Source organism: Hoeflea ulvae (assembly GCF_026619435.1).
Taxonomy (GTDB): domain Bacteria; phylum Pseudomonadota; class Alphaproteobacteria; order Rhizobiales; family Rhizobiaceae; genus Hoeflea; species Hoeflea ulvae.
Genome location: NZ_JAOVZQ010000001.1, coordinates 2,568,647 through 2,587,897, shown reverse-complemented (window position 1 = coordinate 2,587,897; position 19,251 = coordinate 2,568,647). Strand labels below are relative to the sequence as shown.

At 61.5% G+C, this 19,251-nt stretch carries 13 protein-coding genes and 1 pseudogene; 4 read left to right on the top strand and 10 right to left on the bottom strand.

Annotated features, from left to right (window positions below):
* Nucleotides 1-71: 71 nt before the first annotated feature.
* From OEG82_RS12290 to OEG82_RS12250, 9 genes are all read right to left on the bottom strand, one after another.
* Complete coding sequence (locus OEG82_RS12290; protein WP_267612722.1) at nt 72-2,078, bottom strand: putative 2-aminoethylphosphonate ABC transporter permease subunit; 2,007 nt, start codon at nt 2,076-2,078, stop codon at nt 72-74.
* 2 nt (nt 2,079-2,080) lie between these two features.
* Nucleotides 2,081-3,205: a putative 2-aminoethylphosphonate ABC transporter ATP-binding protein gene (locus OEG82_RS12285; protein WP_267612721.1), complete on the bottom strand. Its 1,125-nt coding sequence runs from the start codon at nt 3,203-3,205 to the stop codon at nt 2,081-2,083.
* Between the two features lie 80 nt (nt 3,206-3,285).
* On the bottom strand, nt 3,286-4,299 hold the full coding sequence (locus OEG82_RS12280; RefSeq protein ID WP_425497644.1) for a putative 2-aminoethylphosphonate ABC transporter substrate-binding protein: 1,014 nt from the start codon (nt 4,297-4,299) through the stop codon (nt 3,286-3,288).
* 246 nt (nt 4,300-4,545) lie between these two features.
* The gene (locus OEG82_RS12275) at nt 4,546-5,556 is read right to left on the bottom strand and encodes a 2-hydroxyacid dehydrogenase (RefSeq protein WP_267612719.1); all 1,011 of its coding nucleotides are present in this window, start codon (nt 5,554-5,556) and stop codon (nt 4,546-4,548) included.
* 3 nt (nt 5,557-5,559) lie between these two features.
* Nucleotides 5,560-6,912: a (R)-1-hydroxy-2-aminoethylphosphonate ammonia-lyase gene (gene pbfA / locus OEG82_RS12270; RefSeq protein WP_267612718.1), complete on the bottom strand. Its 1,353-nt coding sequence runs from the start codon at nt 6,910-6,912 to the stop codon at nt 5,560-5,562.
* A 154-nt stretch (nt 6,913-7,066) separates the two neighbouring features.
* Nucleotides 7,067-8,548 carry a phosphonoacetaldehyde dehydrogenase gene (phnY, locus tag OEG82_RS12265; RefSeq protein WP_267612717.1) on the bottom strand — a complete coding sequence of 494 codons (1,482 nt, stop codon included), beginning with the start codon at nt 8,546-8,548 and terminating at the stop codon, nt 7,067-7,069.
* 12 nt (nt 8,549-8,560) lie between these two features.
* Nucleotides 8,561-9,811, bottom strand: coding sequence for a phosphonoacetate hydrolase (phnA, locus tag OEG82_RS12260; protein ID WP_267612716.1), 1,251 nt, complete (start codon nt 9,809-9,811; stop codon nt 8,561-8,563).
* A gap of 48 nt (nt 9,812-9,859) precedes the next feature.
* Nucleotides 9,860-11,050 (bottom strand): 2-aminoethylphosphonate--pyruvate transaminase, encoded by a 1,191-nt coding sequence (locus OEG82_RS12255; RefSeq protein WP_267612715.1) that lies wholly within the window; start codon nt 11,048-11,050, stop codon nt 9,860-9,862.
* Between the two features lie 114 nt (nt 11,051-11,164).
* Nucleotides 11,165-12,829, bottom strand: coding sequence for a Na/Pi cotransporter family protein (locus OEG82_RS12250; protein ID WP_267612714.1), 1,665 nt, complete (start codon nt 12,827-12,829; stop codon nt 11,165-11,167).
* Between the two features lie 118 nt (nt 12,830-12,947).
* Here OEG82_RS12250 and OEG82_RS12245 point away from each other — a divergent pair, with 118 nt between their 5' ends.
* Nucleotides 12,948-13,817 (top strand): LysR substrate-binding domain-containing protein, encoded by an 870-nt coding sequence (locus OEG82_RS12245; protein WP_267612713.1) that lies wholly within the window; start codon nt 12,948-12,950, stop codon nt 13,815-13,817.
* A 6-nt stretch (nt 13,818-13,823) separates the two neighbouring features.
* Here the strand turns inward: OEG82_RS12245 and OEG82_RS12240 are convergent.
* Nucleotides 13,824-16,248 (bottom strand): annotated as a pseudogene (locus OEG82_RS12240) (GcvT family protein).
* Between the two features lie 119 nt (nt 16,249-16,367).
* Between OEG82_RS12240 and OEG82_RS12235 the strand changes: the two are divergent.
* The 3 genes from OEG82_RS12235 (at nt 16,368) to OEG82_RS12225 (ending at nt 19,248) form a co-directional block, all read left to right on the top strand.
* Nucleotides 16,368-17,132 (top strand): DeoR/GlpR family DNA-binding transcription regulator, encoded by a 765-nt coding sequence (locus OEG82_RS12235; protein ID WP_267612712.1) that lies wholly within the window; start codon nt 16,368-16,370, stop codon nt 17,130-17,132.
* A gap of 221 nt (nt 17,133-17,353) precedes the next feature.
* Nucleotides 17,354-18,133: a FadR/GntR family transcriptional regulator gene (locus OEG82_RS12230; protein WP_267612711.1), complete on the top strand. Its 780-nt coding sequence runs from the start codon at nt 17,354-17,356 to the stop codon at nt 18,131-18,133.
* Nucleotides 18,134-18,318: 185 nt separating this feature from the next.
* Entirely contained in the window at nt 18,319-19,248 is a 930-nt protein-coding gene (locus OEG82_RS12225; protein ID WP_267612710.1) for a TRAP transporter substrate-binding protein, read from the top strand.
* The last annotated feature ends 3 nt before the right edge of the window (nt 19,249-19,251 follow it).

Here is a 19,251-nt window from a genome sequence, read left to right as displayed (position 1 = left end):
GGTGCTCATGCGCCAAAAATCCACGCCGGCCATGCCTTCACTGATCCCTTGATCACGGATCAGGCAGGCTTTCAGCGCAGGCGCCAGGCCTGGGTGCGGCCAAGGATGCGTTTCGAGGCGAACAGGTGCAGCAGCCGGGCGCCGGCATTGGTGTAGAAGATCATCATCCCCATTGCCGCAGCCGGTGCGATGTCGCCAGCGTCATCCATGTTCAGCACCGCCACCGAGGCCAGCGCCGTGTGGGTCGAATAGATGAACACCACCGCCGACACCGTGGTCATGGCGTTGACGAACATGTAGATCGAGATATCCAGGATCGCCGGCATGCAGACCGGCACCGTGACCCGGGTGAACAGCCGGTAGAACGGCTGACGCAGCGAACTGGCCACCGGCTCGAATTCCGCATCGATCTGCTTGAGCGCCGTCAGCGCGGTCAGATGCCCAACGGTGTAGAAATGGGTGACCGTGGAGACCACCAGGATGATCATGGTGCCGTAGATGAAATTCAGCGGATTGTCGGGATTGTTGAAGAAGAAGATATAGGCCAGTCCCAGCACCATGCCCGGCACCGCCATCGGCAGCATGGCGAGAAACTGGAACACCCCGCGCCCGGTTTTGAAGCCGTCGATCTTTTCGACCATATAGGCGCCGGTGAAGACGATGAGGGTGCCGAACACCGCCGTCAGCCCGGCGAGCTTGATCGAATTGTAATAGGCCGCCCAGCCGCCGCCATCCATCTTGTCGAAGGCGTAATTGTTTAGGCTGAGGCTGAGATTGTAGGGCCAGAACTTGACCAGCGCGGCATATTGGCAAATGGCGATGATGCCGACGATGAAGACCGCCATCAGACCGCACCAGACAAGACACAGGGCTTCGAAATTGCGGTTGGGCTTGGGCTGGTAGGGCACCGAGCGGGCCGACAGCAGCGACACCTGTTTCTTCTGCACCTGCCGGTCGACATAGAATGCCAGGACCGCCGGGATCAGCAGGATCACCGAGACCACCGCGCCCATTTCGAAATTCTGCTGTCCGATCACCTGCTTGTAGATGTCGATGGCCAGCACGTTGTACTGGCCGCCGATCACCTTGGGCAGGCCGAAATCGGTGATCACCAGAGTGAAGGTGACGAAGGCGGCGGAGATCAGGCCGTAGCGGGCGCCCGGGATGGTGACGGTCCAGAAGGTCCGCCACCGGCTGGCGCGCAGGCTTTCGGCCGCCTCATACTGGCGCTGGTCGGCAATCGACAGCGCCGTGGTGATGATGATCATCGCATGCGGGAAGGTAAAGAACACCGAGCCGATGACAATGCCGAGAGGACCATAGATGCTTTGGCCCATCAGCAGCGATTTGAGCATGCCCTGATTGCCGAACAGATAGATCAGCGCGATGCCGGGCAAGAGCGACGGCACCAGGATCGGCATCATCGCGACAAGCCGGAAAAAGCCCTTGAACCGCATGCAGCTGCGGTTGAGCGCATAGGCAAAGCCAAAGGCGAAGACCACGGTCAATATGGTGCTGACGATGGCGATGAACACCGAATTCTCGATCGAGGAAAACAGCGCCGGGTTGGAGAAATACTCGACATAGTTCTGCGGACCGACGGATTGGACCGGGCGCAGGTTGATCCGGCGGAAGGTGTTGGAATCATATTCGCGCCATTCGGTGGTGTTCTGCAGATCGAGGCCGACCAGATAGGGCGCGTCGGCAGTGGTGCCGCGCAGCCGGTATTTGACCGGGCTGCGGAAACTGAAGTCGGGGAAGAAATCCGTCACCGACAGCCGCCCGTCCGAATTGGACGCCAGATCGTCAGCCGTCAGCAAACCCATCTGCGCGTTGAGCGCTTCGGCGGTGACCGGAGGCGCGGCGAAGACACCGGCCTCGTCGCTGACCTGAAACTCGTAGCGGTCGAGTTCGAAGCTGTAGGTGACGAAGCTTTTCGACAGCATCGTGTAGAGCGGCAGGGCAAGCGCGACGATGAGATACAGCGCGATCACGCCCATGAACAGGCGCTTGATGACCCCGTCGCGATCGAGTTTCAGCTTGATCGCGGGACCGGCAGGCAGACTGACATCGGTCATGTTCATTCCCCCCGGGGGAATACGAGGACACGTTCGGCGGGCAGTTCGACCACCAGATCAATGCCCGGCTTCATGTCGAGCCGGCGTACGGCGTTGATCGAGAAATTGGCGATCAGGGGCGCATCGCCAAGCACCGGGCTGCGCAGATGGCTGCGCCAGAACGATCCCAGAAACTCCATGTCGGTGATGGTCACCGGCAACATGTTGAGCCCGCCCTCGCCCATCACCTCTGTGCTGTGCGGCACCACGTCTTCCGGACGCACCGCGATGGTCACATTTGCGCCTTCGGCAATGCCGGTTGCTTCGGTCGACAGCGCCAGATCGCCCAGCGCCACCTTGCCGTTCTTCAAAACCGAGGCCACCTTGTTGGTTTCGCCGATGAAATCGGCAACGAACAGCGTTGCCGGGTGACGGTAGATCTCGGTCGGCGTGCCGATCTGCTCGACCGTGCCATGGTTCATGACCACGATGCGGTCGGCCATCGACAGTGCTTCTTCCTGGTCATGGGTGACCATGATGGTGGTGACGCCGAGCTTGCGCTGCAGGTCCTTGATCTCGTGGCGCAGATAGACCCGCACCTTGGCGTCAAGCGCCGACAGCGGCTCATCAAGCAGCAACAGGCCGGGATTGATGGCGATGGCGCGGGCCAGCGCGATGCGCTGCTGCTGGCCGCCAGACAGCTGTGCTGGATATTTGTCCGCCTGTTCGGGCAGACCGACAAGGGTGAGCAATTCGCTGACGCGGGCGGCAATTTCGGCTTTCGGACGCCCGGTGTTCTCGAGGCCGAAAGCGATGTTGCGGGCAACCGTCAGATTGGGAAACAGCGCATAGGACTGGAAGACGATGCCGTAATCGCGCCGCGACGGCGGCAGGCTGGAAATGTCGACGCCACCCTGGCAGATCTCGCCGCGGGTCTGCGGATCGAGCCCGGCAATGGCGCGCAGCAAGGTGGTCTTGCCGCAGCCCGAGGGTCCGAGAAAACAGATGAATTCGCCCGCCTGGATATCGAGGTTGATATCCTTGAGCGCCAGAAAATCTCCAAAGGCCTTCCAGAGACCCTTGATTTGCAAATAGGGCGCGGGATCAGCAACAGTGGCTTGCGCCCCGCCTGTCTTGTCCAAGATCATTATACTCTTCCAGATGGAGAACGTGGAGGGACGCAGCGCAGCGCACCGCACTGCGTCCCCGAGCTCGGCAACCGGAAAGGTCAGCCCTTGGGTTCGGACTTGGTGTCGTAGCGGTTCGTCCACTCTTCCAGAATGGCGGAGCGGTTGTTGGCAGCCCATTCAAAGTCGTTGTCGATCATTGCATCGGTGATGCCTTCGGGGAAATATTCCACCGGCTTGGCAATGCCCGGAATGGCAACAACGGCGTAGCCGACATTGTACATTTCCATGGCCTTGGGCGTGATCGACCAATCAAGAAGCGTCTTGGCCGCCTCTTCATTGGCGGTACCCGCGATCAGCGCCGAGGCTTCCATGTCCCAGCCGATGCCTTCGCTCGGCACGATGATGTCGATCGGTGCGCCATCGGCCTTGGACTTGGCGCCGCGGAAGGCAAACGACACGCCGATCACGGTTTCACCGGAAGCCGCCATCTTGCATGGCTTGGAGCCCGAATGGGTGTAGGCGGCAATGTTGTTGTGCAGCCCGTCCATGAATTCCCAGCCCTTTTCCTCACCGAAGATCTGCAGCCAGGAGGAGACGTCGAGGAAGCCGGTGCCCGAGGAGGCCGGGTTCGGCATCACCACATGGCCGGCATATTCGGGCTTGGTCAGATCCATCCAGCTCGTCGGCGCGGTCAGCCCGAGCTTTTCGCCCTCAACCGTGTTGAAGCAGACGGAAGCGACCCAGGCATCCATGCCGACCCAGGAAGGCGGGTTGTCGCCATCGCGGAATTTCGGATCAAGCTTGTCAAGACCGGCGGGCGCATAGGGCTCCAGCATGCCTTCGGTTTTCAGCACCAGGAGCGATGTGGCGGCCAGGCCCCAGACCATGTCGGCCTGCGGATTGTTCTTTTCAGCCAGAAGCTTGGCGGTGATAACTCCAGTGGAATCGCGAACCCAGTTGACCTTGATATCGGGATGATCCTGATTGAAGGTCTCGGCGTAACGGGCCAGGTCTTCCGCTTCGACGGCGGTGTAGACGGTCAGCTCGGTTTCGGCGAAGGCCATGCTGGTGCAGAGGGCCGAGATTGCGGCGGTGAGGTACAAGCGGTTCATTATGGTCATTTTATTCCCCTTTTTATGGACTGCTGGCGCTGTTTGGTTCCAGATTTCTTGCTTTTCAAATTCCTCCGACAGGTCCCGGAATGGCTTGTTGATGTCCCAGTTTAATCCATCGCGGCAAAACAGGAATAGGTTTTTGGGGACCCGTACGAGGGGGAGTGTGAGAACCGGCGATCAATAAGTAAAATCTATTTAATTTATAATTGCATCGATTTTACCATGATTTTTGTGTGGATTTTTTCAGCCGAACATCACCCCTTTGCGTTGCGCCCGAAGCCTGGGATCATGGGATTTGACCAAGGTCGGCTTGCCGGAGAGAATTTCGCTGCAGCGCTCGAGTGTTTCATGCTCGAGCCGGCGCATGGCGTCCTCGGTGTAAAAGGTCAGATGCGGCGAGACGATCACCTGCTCGAGCGCGAACAGCTGGCTCAGCGGATGACCGGAGCGCTTCAAGGGCTCATCGGCAAAGACATCGAGCCCGGCCCCTGCGATCCATGCCTCTTCCAGCGCCCGGAGCAGCGCCGCTTCGTCGACCAGCGCGCCGCGCGAGGTGTTGATCAGATAGGCGCTTGGCTTCATGGCCTTGAGCTCCGCCTCGCCGATCAGCCCGCGGGTGGTCGCGTTCAGGGTGCAATGCAGTGACACGAAATCGCTTTCCGACAGCAATTGCCGCAGGTCCTCGCGTTTTGCCGCGCCCGCCGCCGCGAATTCCGCGTCGGACATGCCCGGATTGTAGGCGATCACATTGGCCCGGAACCCGGCTCCCGCCATGCGGGCGAAGCTCTTGCCGATCTTGCCAAGCCCAACGATGCCGACGGTCTTGCCGGCAATGTCGGAGGCCAGCCAGCGCTGTTCGGGCCAGGCCCAGCCGTCACGCTGCATGGCGCGTCCCAGCGGCTGCATCTTCCTGGCCAGCGCGATCATCAGCGCAAAGGCGCCTTCGGCGACGGTCTCCTCGGCATATTCGGGAATATTGACCACAGGGATGCCGTGCTCGATGGCGGCCGGGATGTCGATCGCGTCAATGCCGACGCCATATTTGACAATGCCCTTGAGGCGCGGTGCGGCCTCCAGTATGCGGCGGGTGATCGGCGTGTAGCACATCAGGATCAGATCAGCGTCGCGCACCGCATCCGTCAGTTCCGCCTCGCTCACTCCATCGGGCAGCAGAGTGAGATCATGGCCCTGTTCACGCAAGGCGGTATCGACATGCGGGGTTTGCAGTTCACTGTCGGTGCGGATGATCTTCATCTTCTAGGCCGTCTCCGCCAGGATGGCCGTCTCGACGATATCCAGCGCCCGGTCCAGATCCTGCCGGGCAATTGTCAGCGGCGGCGACAGCGTCAGCACGCAACCGGCGCTAATCTTGAAACTCAGCCCTGCTTCGAGACAGCGGTAATAGATCCGCTCGGCGCGGTCACGCCCCTCGGCCCGGGTCTCGCGGTCGTCGACAATCTCGACCCCAAACATCAGGCCCCGGCCCCTGACATCGCCGACGAAGGGGCTTTTCGGCGCAAACGCCCGGAGCCGGTTCAAGGCATAGGCACCAAGTTCGGCGGAACGTTCGACCAGGCCCTCATCCTCGATGATCTGGATCGTGGTCAGTGCTGCACGGGCTGTGACCGGGTTTTTCTCGTGGGTGTAGTGTCCGATGGCGAAATCGCCGCAGACATCGAGATCATGCCGCGCGACAACGGCAGCGATGGGCAGGATGCCGCCGCCGAGCGCCTTGCCCAAGGTTACGATATCGGGAATGACCTCGTCATGCTCGAAGGCGAACATGCGCCCGGTCTTGCCGAGCCCGGTGGGAATTTCATCCATGATCAAAAGCGCGCCGTGGCGATTGCAGGCCTCGCGCACCTGTTTCCAGAACCCCGGCGGCGGAACGGTTGGGACCGCGCGCATCGGTTCGGCAATGACGGCGGCCACATCGCCTTCGCGGTCGAGCACATAGTCGACCATTCCCGCGCAGGCCAGCCCGCAGGTCTCGGGGCCGGCATGGTTGTAGGGGCAGCGGTAGCAGGCAAAGGGGGCGACATGTTCGGTGCCGGCCATCAGCGGTCCGGCAATGTGGCTGCGAAAGGTGGCCTCGCCGCCGACGCTGGCAGCGCCCATGCCGGCGCCGTGAAACGCATCCCAGAAACTCACGGTCTTGAAGCGCCCGGTGGCAGCGCGGGCGATCTTCAGCGCGACCTCGTTGGCATCGGATCCACCGGTGGTGAACAGCACCTTGTTGAGATCACCCGGCGCAATCTGCCCGAGCTTTTCGGCCAATGTCACGGCCGGATCATTGGCAAAGCGGCGCGGCGCAAAGGAAAGCTGGTCGAGCTGGTCCTTGATGGCGGCCACCAGCCGCGGGTGGGCGTAGCCGATATGGTGCACCGAATTGCCGTGGAAATCCATGTAGCGCCGGCCGGCCGTATCCTCGATCCAGATGCCTTCGGCCTTGGCGATGGTCGAGACGCAGGGGCTCGACAAGCTCTGGTGCAGGAAGGCGTCGGCGTCGCGCTTTAACAGATCGCGGGTGGCCGCGTCGGGATGCTTGGCGGCCCAGGCCCGCCGGGCTGCCGATGTGTTGGATTCGCCTTCGGTGTGGGTGATCTTCATCGCATACCCTTCAGCCGGCACCTGCAGCCCGTAGGCCACGGCAATACAGTCGGCACCACAACATGAAGCGCCTGCCGGATTGAATCCGTTCTGCTCTCCAACACATTGTTTTTACAACGCAACCCTGCCGCCGGAACAGCGGCAAGGCCTTGCCTCAGCGCGGCCATGGCAGCGAATAGGTTTTGACGTTGGTGAAGAACTTCATCGCCTCCAGCACGCCTTCCTTGACCGCGTTGCCGCTGTCCTTGATGCCGCCGAAGGGTGACATCTCGATGCGATAGCCCGGCTGTTCCCAGATATTGACGGTGCCGACATCAAGTCCGTTGACGAAGGCAATCGCCCGGTTGAGATCATTGGTGCAGACGCCCGATGACAGGCCGAACTGGGTGCTGTTGGAGATCGCCATCACCTCGATGTCATTGTCGGGCACGCGGACGATGGGGATGATCGGCCCAAAGGTTTCCTCCATCACCAGTTCCGAACCGTGCGGCACATGGTCGATGACGATGGGTGGCAGCAGCGCGCCCTGACGGCCCGGATGGTAGAGGATCTTTGCGCCCTGGCTTTCGGCGTCATGGACCCGGTTTTCAAAAGTCTCGGCCGCCTTGGCGTGAACCACGCAACCCAATTGTGTCTCGGGATCCATCGGATCGCCGAAACGCAGTTTCTTGGCTTTCTCCAGCACCATCGGCACGAAGCGATCGGCAACGCTTTCCTGCACCAGGATGCGCTTGACCGCGGTGCAGCGCTGGCCGGAGTTTCCCGTCGCCCCGGCGACGGCGATTGTTGCCGCCTTTTCAAGATCTTCGTCGGAGAGGTCATTGAGGATGATGAGCGGGTCATTGCCGCCGAGCTCGAGCGCGCAGCGCTTGTAGCCGGCCTTGGAGGCGATCATCTTGCCCACCGGCACGCCACCGGTGAAGGTGATGATGTCGATGTCGGGATTGGTGATCATCTCGTCGCCGATATCCTTCGGCCAACCGGTCACAACCTGGAACATCTCGTGCGGCAGTCCGGCATCATAGAGAATGTCGGCCAGCGCAATCGCCGTCAGCGGCGTCAGTTCGGTCGGCTTGCAGACCACGCAATTGTTGGTGGCGATCGCCGGGGCGATCTTGTGGCTGACCATGTTGAGCGGATGGTTGAACGGCGTGATCGCCGAAATCGCCCCGACCGGTTCGCGCAAGGTGAAGATCTTGCGCTCCTTGCCCTGGGGCGTCAGATCGCAGGAGAAGATCTGGCCATCATCAAGAATCGCCATCTGGCCCGCGAGCGTGAACACATCATAGGCGCGCCCGGTCTCATACAGCGCATGCTGCCAGCAGATGCCCAGTTCCAGCACCAGCCAATAGGCCAGCTCTTCGCGGCGCTCCCTGATCAGCTCGGCAGCGCGAAACAGGATCTGCTGCCGTTCATAACGTGACAGCTTCGGCTTGTAGGCGGCGGCGATGGTGAAGGCACGCCGCGCATGCTCCGCCTGGCCGGCGGGCACCGTGCCGATCACCTCGTCGGTATAGGGGTAGCGGACCTCCACCACCGCGTCGGTGAAGATCTTTTCGCCGCCGATGCGCATGGCTTCATGGCGGATCTCCCGCTTGCGGCTGCGCGGATCATGGACTGGAGCACTGGCGTTCATGGGGTGGTCCTTTCAGAGCGCTGCCGCGGTGGTGGCATAGAAGAAGGCATCGAAATTGCGCAGCACAGGCTGGCTCGGCAGATCTATGACGCGGTTGACGATGAAAGGCACTTCCTGTTCGGTCAAGCCGCCATGGCTGCGCAGCGGTTCGTTGAGTGCTGCCAGATCATGGCGATGCGCCGAGGTGCCGATGGTCATGTTTTCGCCCGAGACCAGCACGATGTCGCCGATCCGGTCGCCGGGCAGCTCGAATTGCTCCACCGCCTCGTCGCGGGTCAGCACATGGGTGATGCCGTCTGTAGCCTTGAGCTTGGCAATGATATCGGCCTGATCGGCGTCCTTCGGCAGATAGGCGGTGGCAAAGGAGCCAAGCGCGCCGTGATGGACCACGTAAGGGTCGGTGATCGGCAGGATCAGCCGCGCCGCGGCCTCGCCGAGCCATTGATCGAGCAGATCCTGGACATAGACCACGGCCGGCGAGCCGTCGGCCAGATGTTTTGGCTTCATGCCGTGGTCGGCGGTGACCACGATGGCAGCCCCCATGGCGTCGAGCTCGGCGAGATATTTGTCGAACATCTCGTAGAAGCTTTGCGCCTCGGGCTGTTCGGGGGCATATTTGTGCTGCACATAGTCGGTGGTGGTGAGATACATCACATCCGGCTTCCACTCGGCCAGCAGCTTGACGCCGGCGGCAAAGACGAATTCCGACAGATCGGCCGAATAGACTTCCGGCTGCGCCATGCCGAGCCATTTCGAGGCGGCTTCCTGGCCATGCTCCGCAGCGGTCGATGTGGCGGATTTCTCGGCCGAGAAACATTTGGCCCGGTCTTCGTCGAATTTCAGTCCGGCGCCGAGCAGCGCGCGCAGCTTGTCCTTGGCGGTGACGATCGCGACCCGGGCGCCAGCCTCGTAGAATTTCGAAAACAGCGTCGGCGCGCGCAGGAAGCGCACATCGTTCATCATCACCTCTTCGCCGGTTTCGGGTTCATAGAGATAATTGCCGCAAATGCCGTGCACGATCGGCGGGCGCCCGGTGGCGATGGAGAGATTGTTGGGATTGGTGAAACTCGGGATCACCGAATGGGCCAGCCTGTCGGTGCCGGTCTCGCGCATTCGCTTCAGGGTCGGCATCAGGCCGGCCTTGATCGCCTGGGTAAGATATTCCGGCTCGCAGCCATCAAGGCAGATCGCAATGGCCGTCACTTTCGGCCAGGGGTAAACGCGGTCATTGGCCTCAACGGGGGCATGGGTGGAATTGGTCATTTCGGGTCCTTCAACTGGGCGTCTGTAAAGATGATTGCTGGTGCCGGTTCACGCGGCAAGCCGGGCGCGTTCGGCAATGGCGGCAGCGGGCGGAGCGGCGGTGTCGACGCCCATTTCGGCAAGCGATTGTGCGGCAGCATCGACCACGCGGTGCATGATGTGTTCATCCATCCGGCCAATGCAGCCAACCCGGAAACTTTCCACAACGGTGAGCTTGCCGGGATAGATAATGAAGCCCTTTTGCTTCATGAGTTCATAGAAATCGGTGAAGACAAAATTCGGGTGTGCCGGGCAGAAAAACGTAACGATGATCGGGGATAGCCAGCGATCCTTGAGCAATGTCTCAAATCCGAGCTCACGCATGCCGCCAACCATGACATCGCGGTTGCGGGCATAGCGTGCGCCCCTGCCCGCCACGCCGCCTTCGGCTGCATGGATTCTCAGCGCCTCCAGGAAAGCCGCGACGACATGGGTCGGCGGGGTGTAGCGCCACTGGCCGGTCTTGACCATGTTGGCCCATTGCGCATGCACGTCGAGAACGAGAGAATGGCTGTTGCCCTTGCAGGCCTCGAGCTCGCTGGTGCGGGCGATGACAAAGCCGAAACCGGGCACGCCTTCGATGCATTTGTTGGCCGAAGACACCATCGCCTCGTAGCGGATGGTGTTGACGTCGAGATCGATGGCGCCGAAGGCGCTCATCGAATCGACCAGCAATTTGCGGCCGCGGGCATAGGTGGCTTCGGAGATTTCGGCGATCGGATTGAGGATGCCCGACGAGGTTTCGCAATGAATGGCGATGACATGGGTGATGGCCGGATCGGCATCGAGCGCGGCTGCAACCTCGTCACTGCGCGGCGGCATGTAGTCGCCCTTGTCGATCAGCGTGAAGGCGCGGCCGAGATAGCGCATGGTTTCGGCGGCGCGCAGACCATAGGCGCCATTGGCCAGCACCAACACCTTGCCATCGCGCGGCACGAAACTTCCCAGCAGCGCCTCGACGCAGAAACTGCCCGAACCCTGCATCGGAACGCAGGTGAATTCGCCCTTGGTGTCGCCTGCCAGCGCCACCAGCTGCTCGCACATCGAGCGGGTCATGGCGCGAAAATCGCCATCCCAGGATCCCCAGTCGCGCAGCATGGCCTGCTTGACGCTGTAGGCGGTGGTCAAGGGGCCGGGTGTGAGCAGGAATGGCTCGCCCATAACGGGATCGGCGAAGGCGTCTGATTGCACGATCGACATCGGATTTCCTCGTTGTCAGAGTATCGGTCTCGACCCGGTTTTCCCATCCGAAGTTATATATGTAAAATCGTTATTTTGTATTCCTTGATAAGTTTCTCTTTGATTTTCCGCCGCTCAGGCCGGCTGCGCCAGACGGCTTTGCAGCAATTGCCCGCTCTCGGTCAGGATCGGATAGGCGACGGTGACCAGCAGCGAATTGATCTCCTTGAAGGCGCGCACGGTTTCAAGGTGGATATTGGAGGTGTTGATGCTGTCTTCGTGGTTCTCGCGCAGCCGTGCCAGGTGACGGTCGTGGCTGTCGCGCTCGAGTCGCCGCATGGCTTCCTTTTCCTTGACCAGTTCGCGCGCGCTGTCGGTGTCACCGGAAATCAGCACATTCAGCGCAAGCTGGAAATTGGTCTCCACCCGGGCGTGGATATCGCACAGTTCCGACCAGCCTTCGGGCGAAAAATGCAGGTTCTTCTCGGCCCGCTCCTTGGCCAGCGCCAGCAGGCTCTTGGCGATGATGTCGCCGATATGCTCGAGATTGATGGAGAAATCGGTGATCTCCATGCCCTGCCGGATTTCGCGATCCGACAGCTTGCCGCGGTGAACCTCGGCGACGAACAGCTTGATGTCGGTGTGCATGCGGTTGACCTGCTCGTCGATCTTTCGCACGCGTTCGATCTGGTCGAGATTGCCGCCATCCATCAGTTCCATCACCGGCCGGTACATGCCGCAGACGGTCTCGCCCATGCGCAGCAATTCGCGCTTGGCGCTGGCCAGCGCAACGCTGGGCAGCAGCGCCGGGCCGCGATGCAGCATGCTGGCAATCGCGTCGGGCGCCACCGGGTCAACCTCGACCACCGGGATCGGCAACAGCAGCGCGGTGAGCCGCTGCATCGGGCCAACCAGCGGGATCGCAATCACCACCAGCGCCAGGTTGAAGGCAAGGTGGAAATTGACGAGCTGCACGGCTTCGGTGCTGCCCAGATACTGCATCGGCACATCGACGACCTGCAGCGCCGCCAGGCCGATCAGCGCCGCCGTGCCGCGGAAGATCAGATTGCCGAGAGGAATGCGCCGCGCCTTAATTTCCATGCCGCGGGTCAGCCAGACGGCGATCACCCCGCCGCCGACATTGGCGCCGAGCACCATCGGCAAGGCCACCTCGAGCGGCAGCAGATCGCTGGCGGCAAAGGTGACGAACAGCAGCACTGTGGCCACCGAGGAATGCACCACCCAGGCAATCACCGCCGCCACCACGAAGGCGGTCAGCGGATCGCCCTTGAGGTAGCCGATGAGGCCGGGCAAGGCGGCACTGTCGCGCAAGGGCTCGGTCGCCTCGCCCACCATCTTCAGCGACAACAGGATAAAGGCGATGCCCAGCACGATGCGCCCGGTCTGGCGGACCGTCCGCGCCTCGAACTTCAAGAACATCGTGGCGCCGACAAGCAGCAAAAACGGAATCAGGCCGGAGAGGTCGAAGGACAGGATCTTGACGACCAAAGCAGAGCCGAGATCGGCGCCCAGAAGCGCAGCGATGCCGGCGCTGACAGTCAGAATGCCGCTGGTGGCAAACCCGGCGGCCAGAACCCCCACTGCGGTGGAGCTTTGCAGCACAATGGCCAGAATCGTTCCCGCGATGGCCATCTGCACATTGCCGCCGCGCGCATCGCGCAATGCCGATTTCAGCCGGGTTCCATGCGCCCGCTCGACACCGGTCCGCACCATGCGGACAGCCCACAACAAAAGCATGATTGCGCCGGCAAGATGCATCAGGAACGCGACTGGTAACATTATGACCTCATGGGTTATTTTGCTGCAGGCAAACGGCCATTGAGCACGCTTGCCATCCATAAAACAAATCGTTAGTTTTGATAATTATATCACTTGAAACTATTATATATGGCTCCCAATGCGCTACGTCCAGCTTCGCGCTTTCCACTTCGTCGCTATCTGCGGTGGATTTTCCCGTGCGGCGGAGGAGCTGTTTCTGACACAGCCGGCGATTTCCGACCAGGTTCGCAAGCTGGAAGAAGAATATGACATCCTTTTGTTCAACCGCCACAAGAAACAGGTCACGCTGACGCCTGCGGGCGAGCGGTTGCTGGACATCACCCGGCGGTTCTTCGACAATGAAAACCAGGCGCGGGAACTGTTGTCGGAAAGCCGGGTGATGCGGGCCGGCACCTTGCGGATCATTGCCGACAGCGCCGTCCATGTTCTCAAGATCGTCGCCCAGTTCCAAAAGCAATATCCCGGTGTCGGCGTGACAATTCAAGGCGGCAATTCCGAAAGCGTGATCGAAAACCTGTTCAGCTACGAGGCCGATATCGGCGTTCTGGGCGAGATCCCGCAGAGCCGCGAGTTCGAAACGATCCTGCTCAACGCCACGCCGATCACCGCCTTCGTCGCCGCCGGCCACCCGTTGTCAACACGAAAATCTTTCAGCTTCAAGGACTTGACCGAGCTTCCCCTGGTGATGCGCGAGCGCGGCTCCAAGACCCGCAAGAAATTCGAGGAACAGGCCGCACTGGCGGGATTTGAATATACCGCCTCGATTGTCGCCGAAGGCCGCGAGGCGGTGCGCGAGATTGTGGCGTCGGGCGTCGGCGTCGGCTTTGTCTCGGTGGCCGAGTTCGGCGAAGATCCGCGGCTGGTCCGCATCCCGCTGGAACACGACGACAACATGGTGATGGAGGAAACGCTGATCTGCCTGCGCGAACGGCGCGGCGGCAAGCTGGTCAGCGCATTTCTCGAGATTGCCCGGGACCTTGCGGCCTGAGCCCGATCAGACCGCGGGCCTGAGCTGAAGCCTGGCTGCAAAAACCTCTCCGGCCAGATCGATCGCAAAGTCGCCTTCGCTTAAATAGGCCCGGTCGATCGCCCTGCCCGGCTCCTCGATCCGGCACAGCGCCACCGGCCGGTCAAGCGTGTGGCCATGGGCGGCGGACATGACCTTGCCGACCGGCTCGCCATTGCGCAGCAGCAATTCGCCGCCCCACAATTGCGGCGCCGGGTCATCGAGAACGACCTGCACGATCTTCTGATGCAGGCCGCCGCCCGCGCGGGCTGCAACAAGCGCCTCCTTGCCGATGAAACCGCCGGGCTTGTCGAAGCCCACGGCGAAGCCGAGACCGGCCTCAAGCGGGCTGATGTCAGGAGTGAGTTCCCGCCCCCAGGCACGATAGCCCTTTTCGATGCGCAGGCCCTCGAGCGCGTAATAGCCAGCATCGGTCAGATCCATATCGGTGGCATGCAGCGCCTCGTAGACGCCGACGGTGAATTCGACCGGCACGAACAGCTCCCAGCCGAGTTCGCCGACATAGCTCATCCGATTGGCCAGCACCGTGGCATAGCCGATGTCGATCTCCTTCACCGAAGCGAAGGGAAAGGCCGATTCGGAAAGATCGGCGCGGCTGAGCCTTTGCAGCAGCTTGCGTGAATTCGGCCCCATCACCGCCAGCACCGACCAGGCATTGGTGACGTCGGAGATCCACAGATGGGCGTCATCCGGCGTGTTCTTGCGGATCCAGTCGGCATCGTGAACGGCCTGGGCGGATCCGGTGACCAGCATGAATCTCTGCTCGGCCAGCCGGAACACGGTGAGATCGCTTTCATAGCCGCCGCGCGGGTTGAGCAATCCGGTGTAGACCGAGGATCCCACCGGGCGGTCGAGATCGGCGGCGCAGATGCGGTTGAGCACCGACAATGCGTCACGCCCCTCGACCATCAGCTTGGAAAACGAGCTCAGGTCGAACATGGCGACATTGTTGCGCACGGCATGATGCTCGGCGGCGACGGCCTCGTACCAGTTCTGGCGGCCGAAGGAATAGTCGATGCAGGCGGCCTCGCCTTCGGGCGCAAAATAGTTGACCCGCTCCCAGCCCATCTTCGAGCCCCAGACAGCACCCTTGGCGGCAAACACCGGATAGAGCGGCGACCGGCGGAACGGCCGGGCCGATTCGAGCTCCAGATTGGGCCAGGGCATGGCGTAATGCAGACCGAGGGTTTCCTTCACCCGGTCATGCAGCCAGGCCGGATTGTTGTTGAAACCGGCAAAACGACGGATGTCGACCGGCCACAGATCCATCGTCGGGGCGCCATTGACGATCCACTCCGCCAGCGCCTTGCCGGCGCCGCCGGCGCTGGCAATGCCCATCGAGTTGAAGCCGGCACCGACATAGAAATTTTTCAGCTCCGGCGCTTCGCCGAGCAGGAAATTGTTGTCCGGGGTGAAGCTCTCGGGTCCATTGTAGAATTTCTTCACCTCGGCCCGCTCCAGCCCCGGCACCCGGATGAGCGCGTTCTGCATGAGGATTTCAAACTGGTCCCAGTCGTCCTCAAGCAACTGAAAGGCAAAATCGTCGGGAATGCCATCCATGCCCCAGGGTTTCGCCGAGGGTTCGAAACCGCCCATGGCGAGGCCGCCGACCTCTTCCTTGAAATAGATATAGCCGTCGGGATCGCGCATCACCGGCAGGTCGGGGTGCACGCCCTCGACCTTGCCGGTGACGATATACATGTGTTCGGCCGAATGCATCGGCACCGAGACGCCGCACATCAGCCCGACCTTGCGGGCCCATTGCCCGGCGCAGTTGACGACGATCTCGGCGGTGATTGCGCCCTGGTCGGTCTCGACACCGGTGACGCGCCCCTTGTCTGTCGTGATTCCGGTCACCCGGATACCTTCCACCACACGGGCGCCGCCCATGCGTGCGCCCCTGGCCAGAGACTGGGTGAGATCGGTCGGGTTGGCCTTGCCGTCGCCGGGCAGCCAGATACCGCCCTTGAGATCGTCGATCGCCATTGGCGGCCACATAGCCCCGGCCTCGTCAGCGCTCAGCAGTTCAACCTCCACGCCACTGGGAGCGGGCCGAGGCCACGGTGCGCCTGAGCTGGGTCATGCGCTCGTCCGTGCGCGCCACCGAGAGCGAGCCGCATTGCTTCCAGCCGGTCTCGAGCCCGGTTTCTGCAGAAAGGTCTGCATAAAGCCTGGTGGAATACTGGATCAGCGAGGTCATCACCGAATGGCTGCGCAACTGCCCAACCAGCCCCGCCGCATGCCAGGTGGTGCCTGATGACAATTGCCCCTGTTCAAGCAGCACCACATCACTGAGGCCCAGCTTTGTCAGATGATAGGCAACCGAGGCGCCGATCACGCCGCCTCCGACGATGACAATGCGGGCATGGGTGGGCAGATCTGTCTTGGTCATGATTTCCGTTCCCTGAAGTTTTGACAAGGCTAACCAGACTTGGCAAAATTTGGAAAATATTTTAATTTATTGGCGTATCAGTTTTGCTGTTGGCGGAGTGCGCCGGAAAGATCTGGACCATGTCGGAACTACCCATCAGGCGGCACGCGCTGATTCTCGATTATCTCGCGCAGCATGAAGGTGCCCGCACCACCGAGCTTGCGACGCGGCTCAACGTGACCCGCGAGACGATCCGCACCGATCTGGCGCATCTGTCTGAGCGCAACCTGCTGCGGCTGGTGCGCGGCGGCGCGGTTGCCGCCGGAATGCGCGAGCCTGAACGCAAGGACCGGCTGTCGGCAAACCCGCAGGGCAAGGCGGCGATCGCGGCGCTGGCCGCCGGCCTTGTGCCGGACGGGGCCCGGGTGATTCTCGATTCGGGCTCGACCACCTTCGCGCTCGCCAAGCTGCTGCGGGCCCGTTCCGGGCTGAAGATCTGGACCAATGACATCGCCATCGCGCTGGAACTGATGCCGGTGGCCGAGGTCACGCTGCTCGGGGGGCAGCTCGACGCCACCGAGCGCACGCTTGGCGGCCCGGACGCGATCGAGATGATGCAGGGCTATGGCGCCGACCTGGCCTTTGTCAGCCTCGGCGGGCTCAGCGCCCTGCAGGGGCTCACCGATTTCGACCGTTCCGGCCTGGCGCTTCGCCAATCCATGGTTCGCGCAGCAACAGAAGCCTATTTTCTGGCCGACCACCGTAAATTCGGCCGCGACGCGCCGTTGCGCTGGAAGCCGCAGGCGCAGGCCCGCGCGGTGATCTGCGACAGGGCGCCAGATGCTTCAATCACGCAGCAGCTCGAAGCCCACGGGCTGTCGCTGATCGTGCCGGACCCGTCCTGACCTCAGCGACGCCAAGACCTGCACCCCGGCGCAAAGGCCCGCTCCGCCGATCCGCACGCCTGTGCTTAGAGCCTTGAAGTCCCCTCCGCGTAAAGACGCGCAGCACCGCCCATTTGTGGGATGAGTGCCCTGCGAGTTATCGGTTCACGCCGCCATTTTGCCAATTGACAGCGCATGAGGAGATGGATAACCATCAATTGTCCCACAAATAGGAATTTACATTGTCCGAAGCAAATGCCCGCCCCACACCACCAAATGACAAGATCGCAGCCGATGCATCGGCAGACGAGACGGAGATTCACGGGTCGCGCTCATCCGCTGTGGACGATTTGGTCAACCATATCCGCGGCTTGATATCGGAAGGCGGGTTGAAGGTGGGCGACAGCCTGCCCACCGAAAAGGAGCTGTGCGAGCGCTTCCATGCCGGCCGCAACACCGTCCGCGAAGCCATGCGCATCCTCAAGACCTATGGCGTCGTCAAGGTCCGTCCCAAGGTCGGCGCGGTCATCATCGACGAGCGCATGGCGCGGGCACTGGACCTGTTCGCCTTCAACACGCTGGAAGTGTCGCGCGACACCTTTGTCGACATTCAGGGCTTCCGCAGCCTGCTGGAAGTGGCGTCGGTGGAATTGCTGTTTGAACGGATGCGCGACGAGGACATTGCCGACCTGCACCGCATCAACCGCGAACTTCTGACTGCGGAACTGGCCATTGACGCCTCGGAAGTGGACTTCCGCTTTCACACCCGCCTGATCGAGGTGATGGGCAACAAGGCCATTCTCGACGTCTACAAGATCATGAAGCCGGTCATCCTGAAGATCATGATCAAGGCCAAGACGCTGCAGACGTTCTCGACCATCACCTTTGCCGAGCACTCCGAAATCCTGGACACGCTCGAAGCCCGCGACCGGACGGCCTACCAGTACAAGATGAAGACCCATCTTGATGCAGGCTTTCGCCATTTCGAAGACAGGAAACAGCAGGAACAAAGCCGCGGATAACAACCGCGGAAAAGGAATGATCGTCACATTCTGTGGCATCTGGGAGGGTGCATTCAGGCATCGTAGGAGGAGGACAGACTATGAAACTGGGAACTGTAATCTCATCGACAGTCATGGGCGTCGCGGCAGCGGCACTGATGACTGCAGCTTCAACCGCGGCGTATGCGCAGGAATTCAATTTGCGCATGCAGACCCAATATGCGGCCGAAACCGTGTCGGGCAAACTGGCCCAGGGCTTTATCGACAATGTCGAGAAAATGTCCGGCGGCCGGGTCAAGATCGAAATGTTCTGGTCATCGGCCGTGGTGGCCACGGTCGAGGGCTTTGACGCAGCTGCCTCCGGCATTCTCGACGGCGAGATGCATGGCGGCGCCTATCAGACCGGCAAGAACCCTGCCTTCCAGTTCGTCGGCGACCCGATGGGCGGCTACGACACCCCCTGGGAGCTTTACAGCTTCTATTACAATGGCGGCGGCAAGGAAGCAGCCAACGCGCTATACGAGCAGTACAACATGCACCTGGTGGGCTGGTGGACCGGCGGACAGGAAGCCATGTCGTCGTCCAAGCCATTGCGCGGACCCGCCGACCTGAAGGACTGGAAGTTCCGCTCGCCTCCGGGCCTCGAGACCGAAATCTTTGCCGAGCTGGGCGCGTCGCCGATCGTGATGGATTTCACCGAGGTCTTCACGGCACTTGAATCCGGCATCATCGACGGCGCCGATGCATCAAGCCTCGCCAACAATGTCGGCCTCGGCCTCTATGACATCGTCAAGCATGCAACATTCCCCGGCTTCCATTCGATGCCGGTCGATCATGTGACCTTCAATCTCGATGTCTGGAACAGTTTCCCGGACGACATCAAGGCAATCTTTGAAACGGCAACCCAGGCGCTTGCCCTGCAGACCGCGATGACCATCGACATCGCCAACCAGGAGGCAGCCACCAAGCTGAAGGCACAAGGCGTGACGCTTTATGACTGGAGCCCGGAAGACCGGGCCGAGTTCCGCGCCGGCGCCCAGCGCGCCTGGGACGGATGGGCCGCCAAGACGCCGGAAGCCAAGGCTCTGGTCGATGCGCACCGCGCCTTCCTGCGCCAGACAGGCAAGATCGAATAGGCT

What these genes read in the sequence shown, in the direction of transcription:
- OEG82_RS12290 (WP_267612722.1), bottom strand. Translation starts at nt 2,078, where the DNA reads ATGACCGATGTCAGTCTGCCTGCCGGTCCCGCGATCAAGCTGAAACTC.
- OEG82_RS12285 (WP_267612721.1), bottom strand. Translation starts at nt 3,205, where the DNA reads ATGATCTTGGACAAGACAGGCGGGGCGCAAGCCACTGTTGCTGATCCC.
- OEG82_RS12280 (WP_425497644.1), bottom strand. Translation starts at nt 4,299, where the DNA reads ATGAACCGCTTGTACCTCACCGCCGCAATCTCGGCCCTCTGCACCAGC.
- OEG82_RS12275 (WP_267612719.1), bottom strand. Translation starts at nt 5,556, where the DNA reads ATGAAGATCATCCGCACCGACAGTGAACTGCAAACCCCGCATGTCGAT.
- pbfA (WP_267612718.1), bottom strand. Translation starts at nt 6,912, where the DNA reads ATGAAGATCACCCACACCGAAGGCGAATCCAACACATCGGCAGCCCGG.
- phnY (WP_267612717.1), bottom strand. Translation starts at nt 8,548, where the DNA reads ATGAACGCCAGTGCTCCAGTCCATGATCCGCGCAGCCGCAAGCGGGAG.
- phnA (WP_267612716.1), bottom strand. Translation starts at nt 9,811, where the DNA reads ATGACCAATTCCACCCATGCCCCCGTTGAGGCCAATGACCGCGTTTAC.
- OEG82_RS12255 (WP_267612715.1), bottom strand. Translation starts at nt 11,050, where the DNA reads ATGTCGATCGTGCAATCAGACGCCTTCGCCGATCCCGTTATGGGCGAG.
- OEG82_RS12250 (WP_267612714.1), bottom strand. Translation starts at nt 12,829, where the DNA reads ATGTTACCAGTCGCGTTCCTGATGCATCTTGCCGGCGCAATCATGCTT.
- OEG82_RS12245 (WP_267612713.1), top strand. Translation starts at nt 12,948, where the DNA reads ATGCGCTACGTCCAGCTTCGCGCTTTCCACTTCGTCGCTATCTGCGGT.
- OEG82_RS12235 (WP_267612712.1), top strand. Translation starts at nt 16,368, where the DNA reads ATGTCGGAACTACCCATCAGGCGGCACGCGCTGATTCTCGATTATCTC.
- OEG82_RS12225 (WP_267612710.1), top strand. Translation starts at nt 18,319, where the DNA reads ATGCAGACCCAATATGCGGCCGAAACCGTGTCGGGCAAACTGGCCCAG.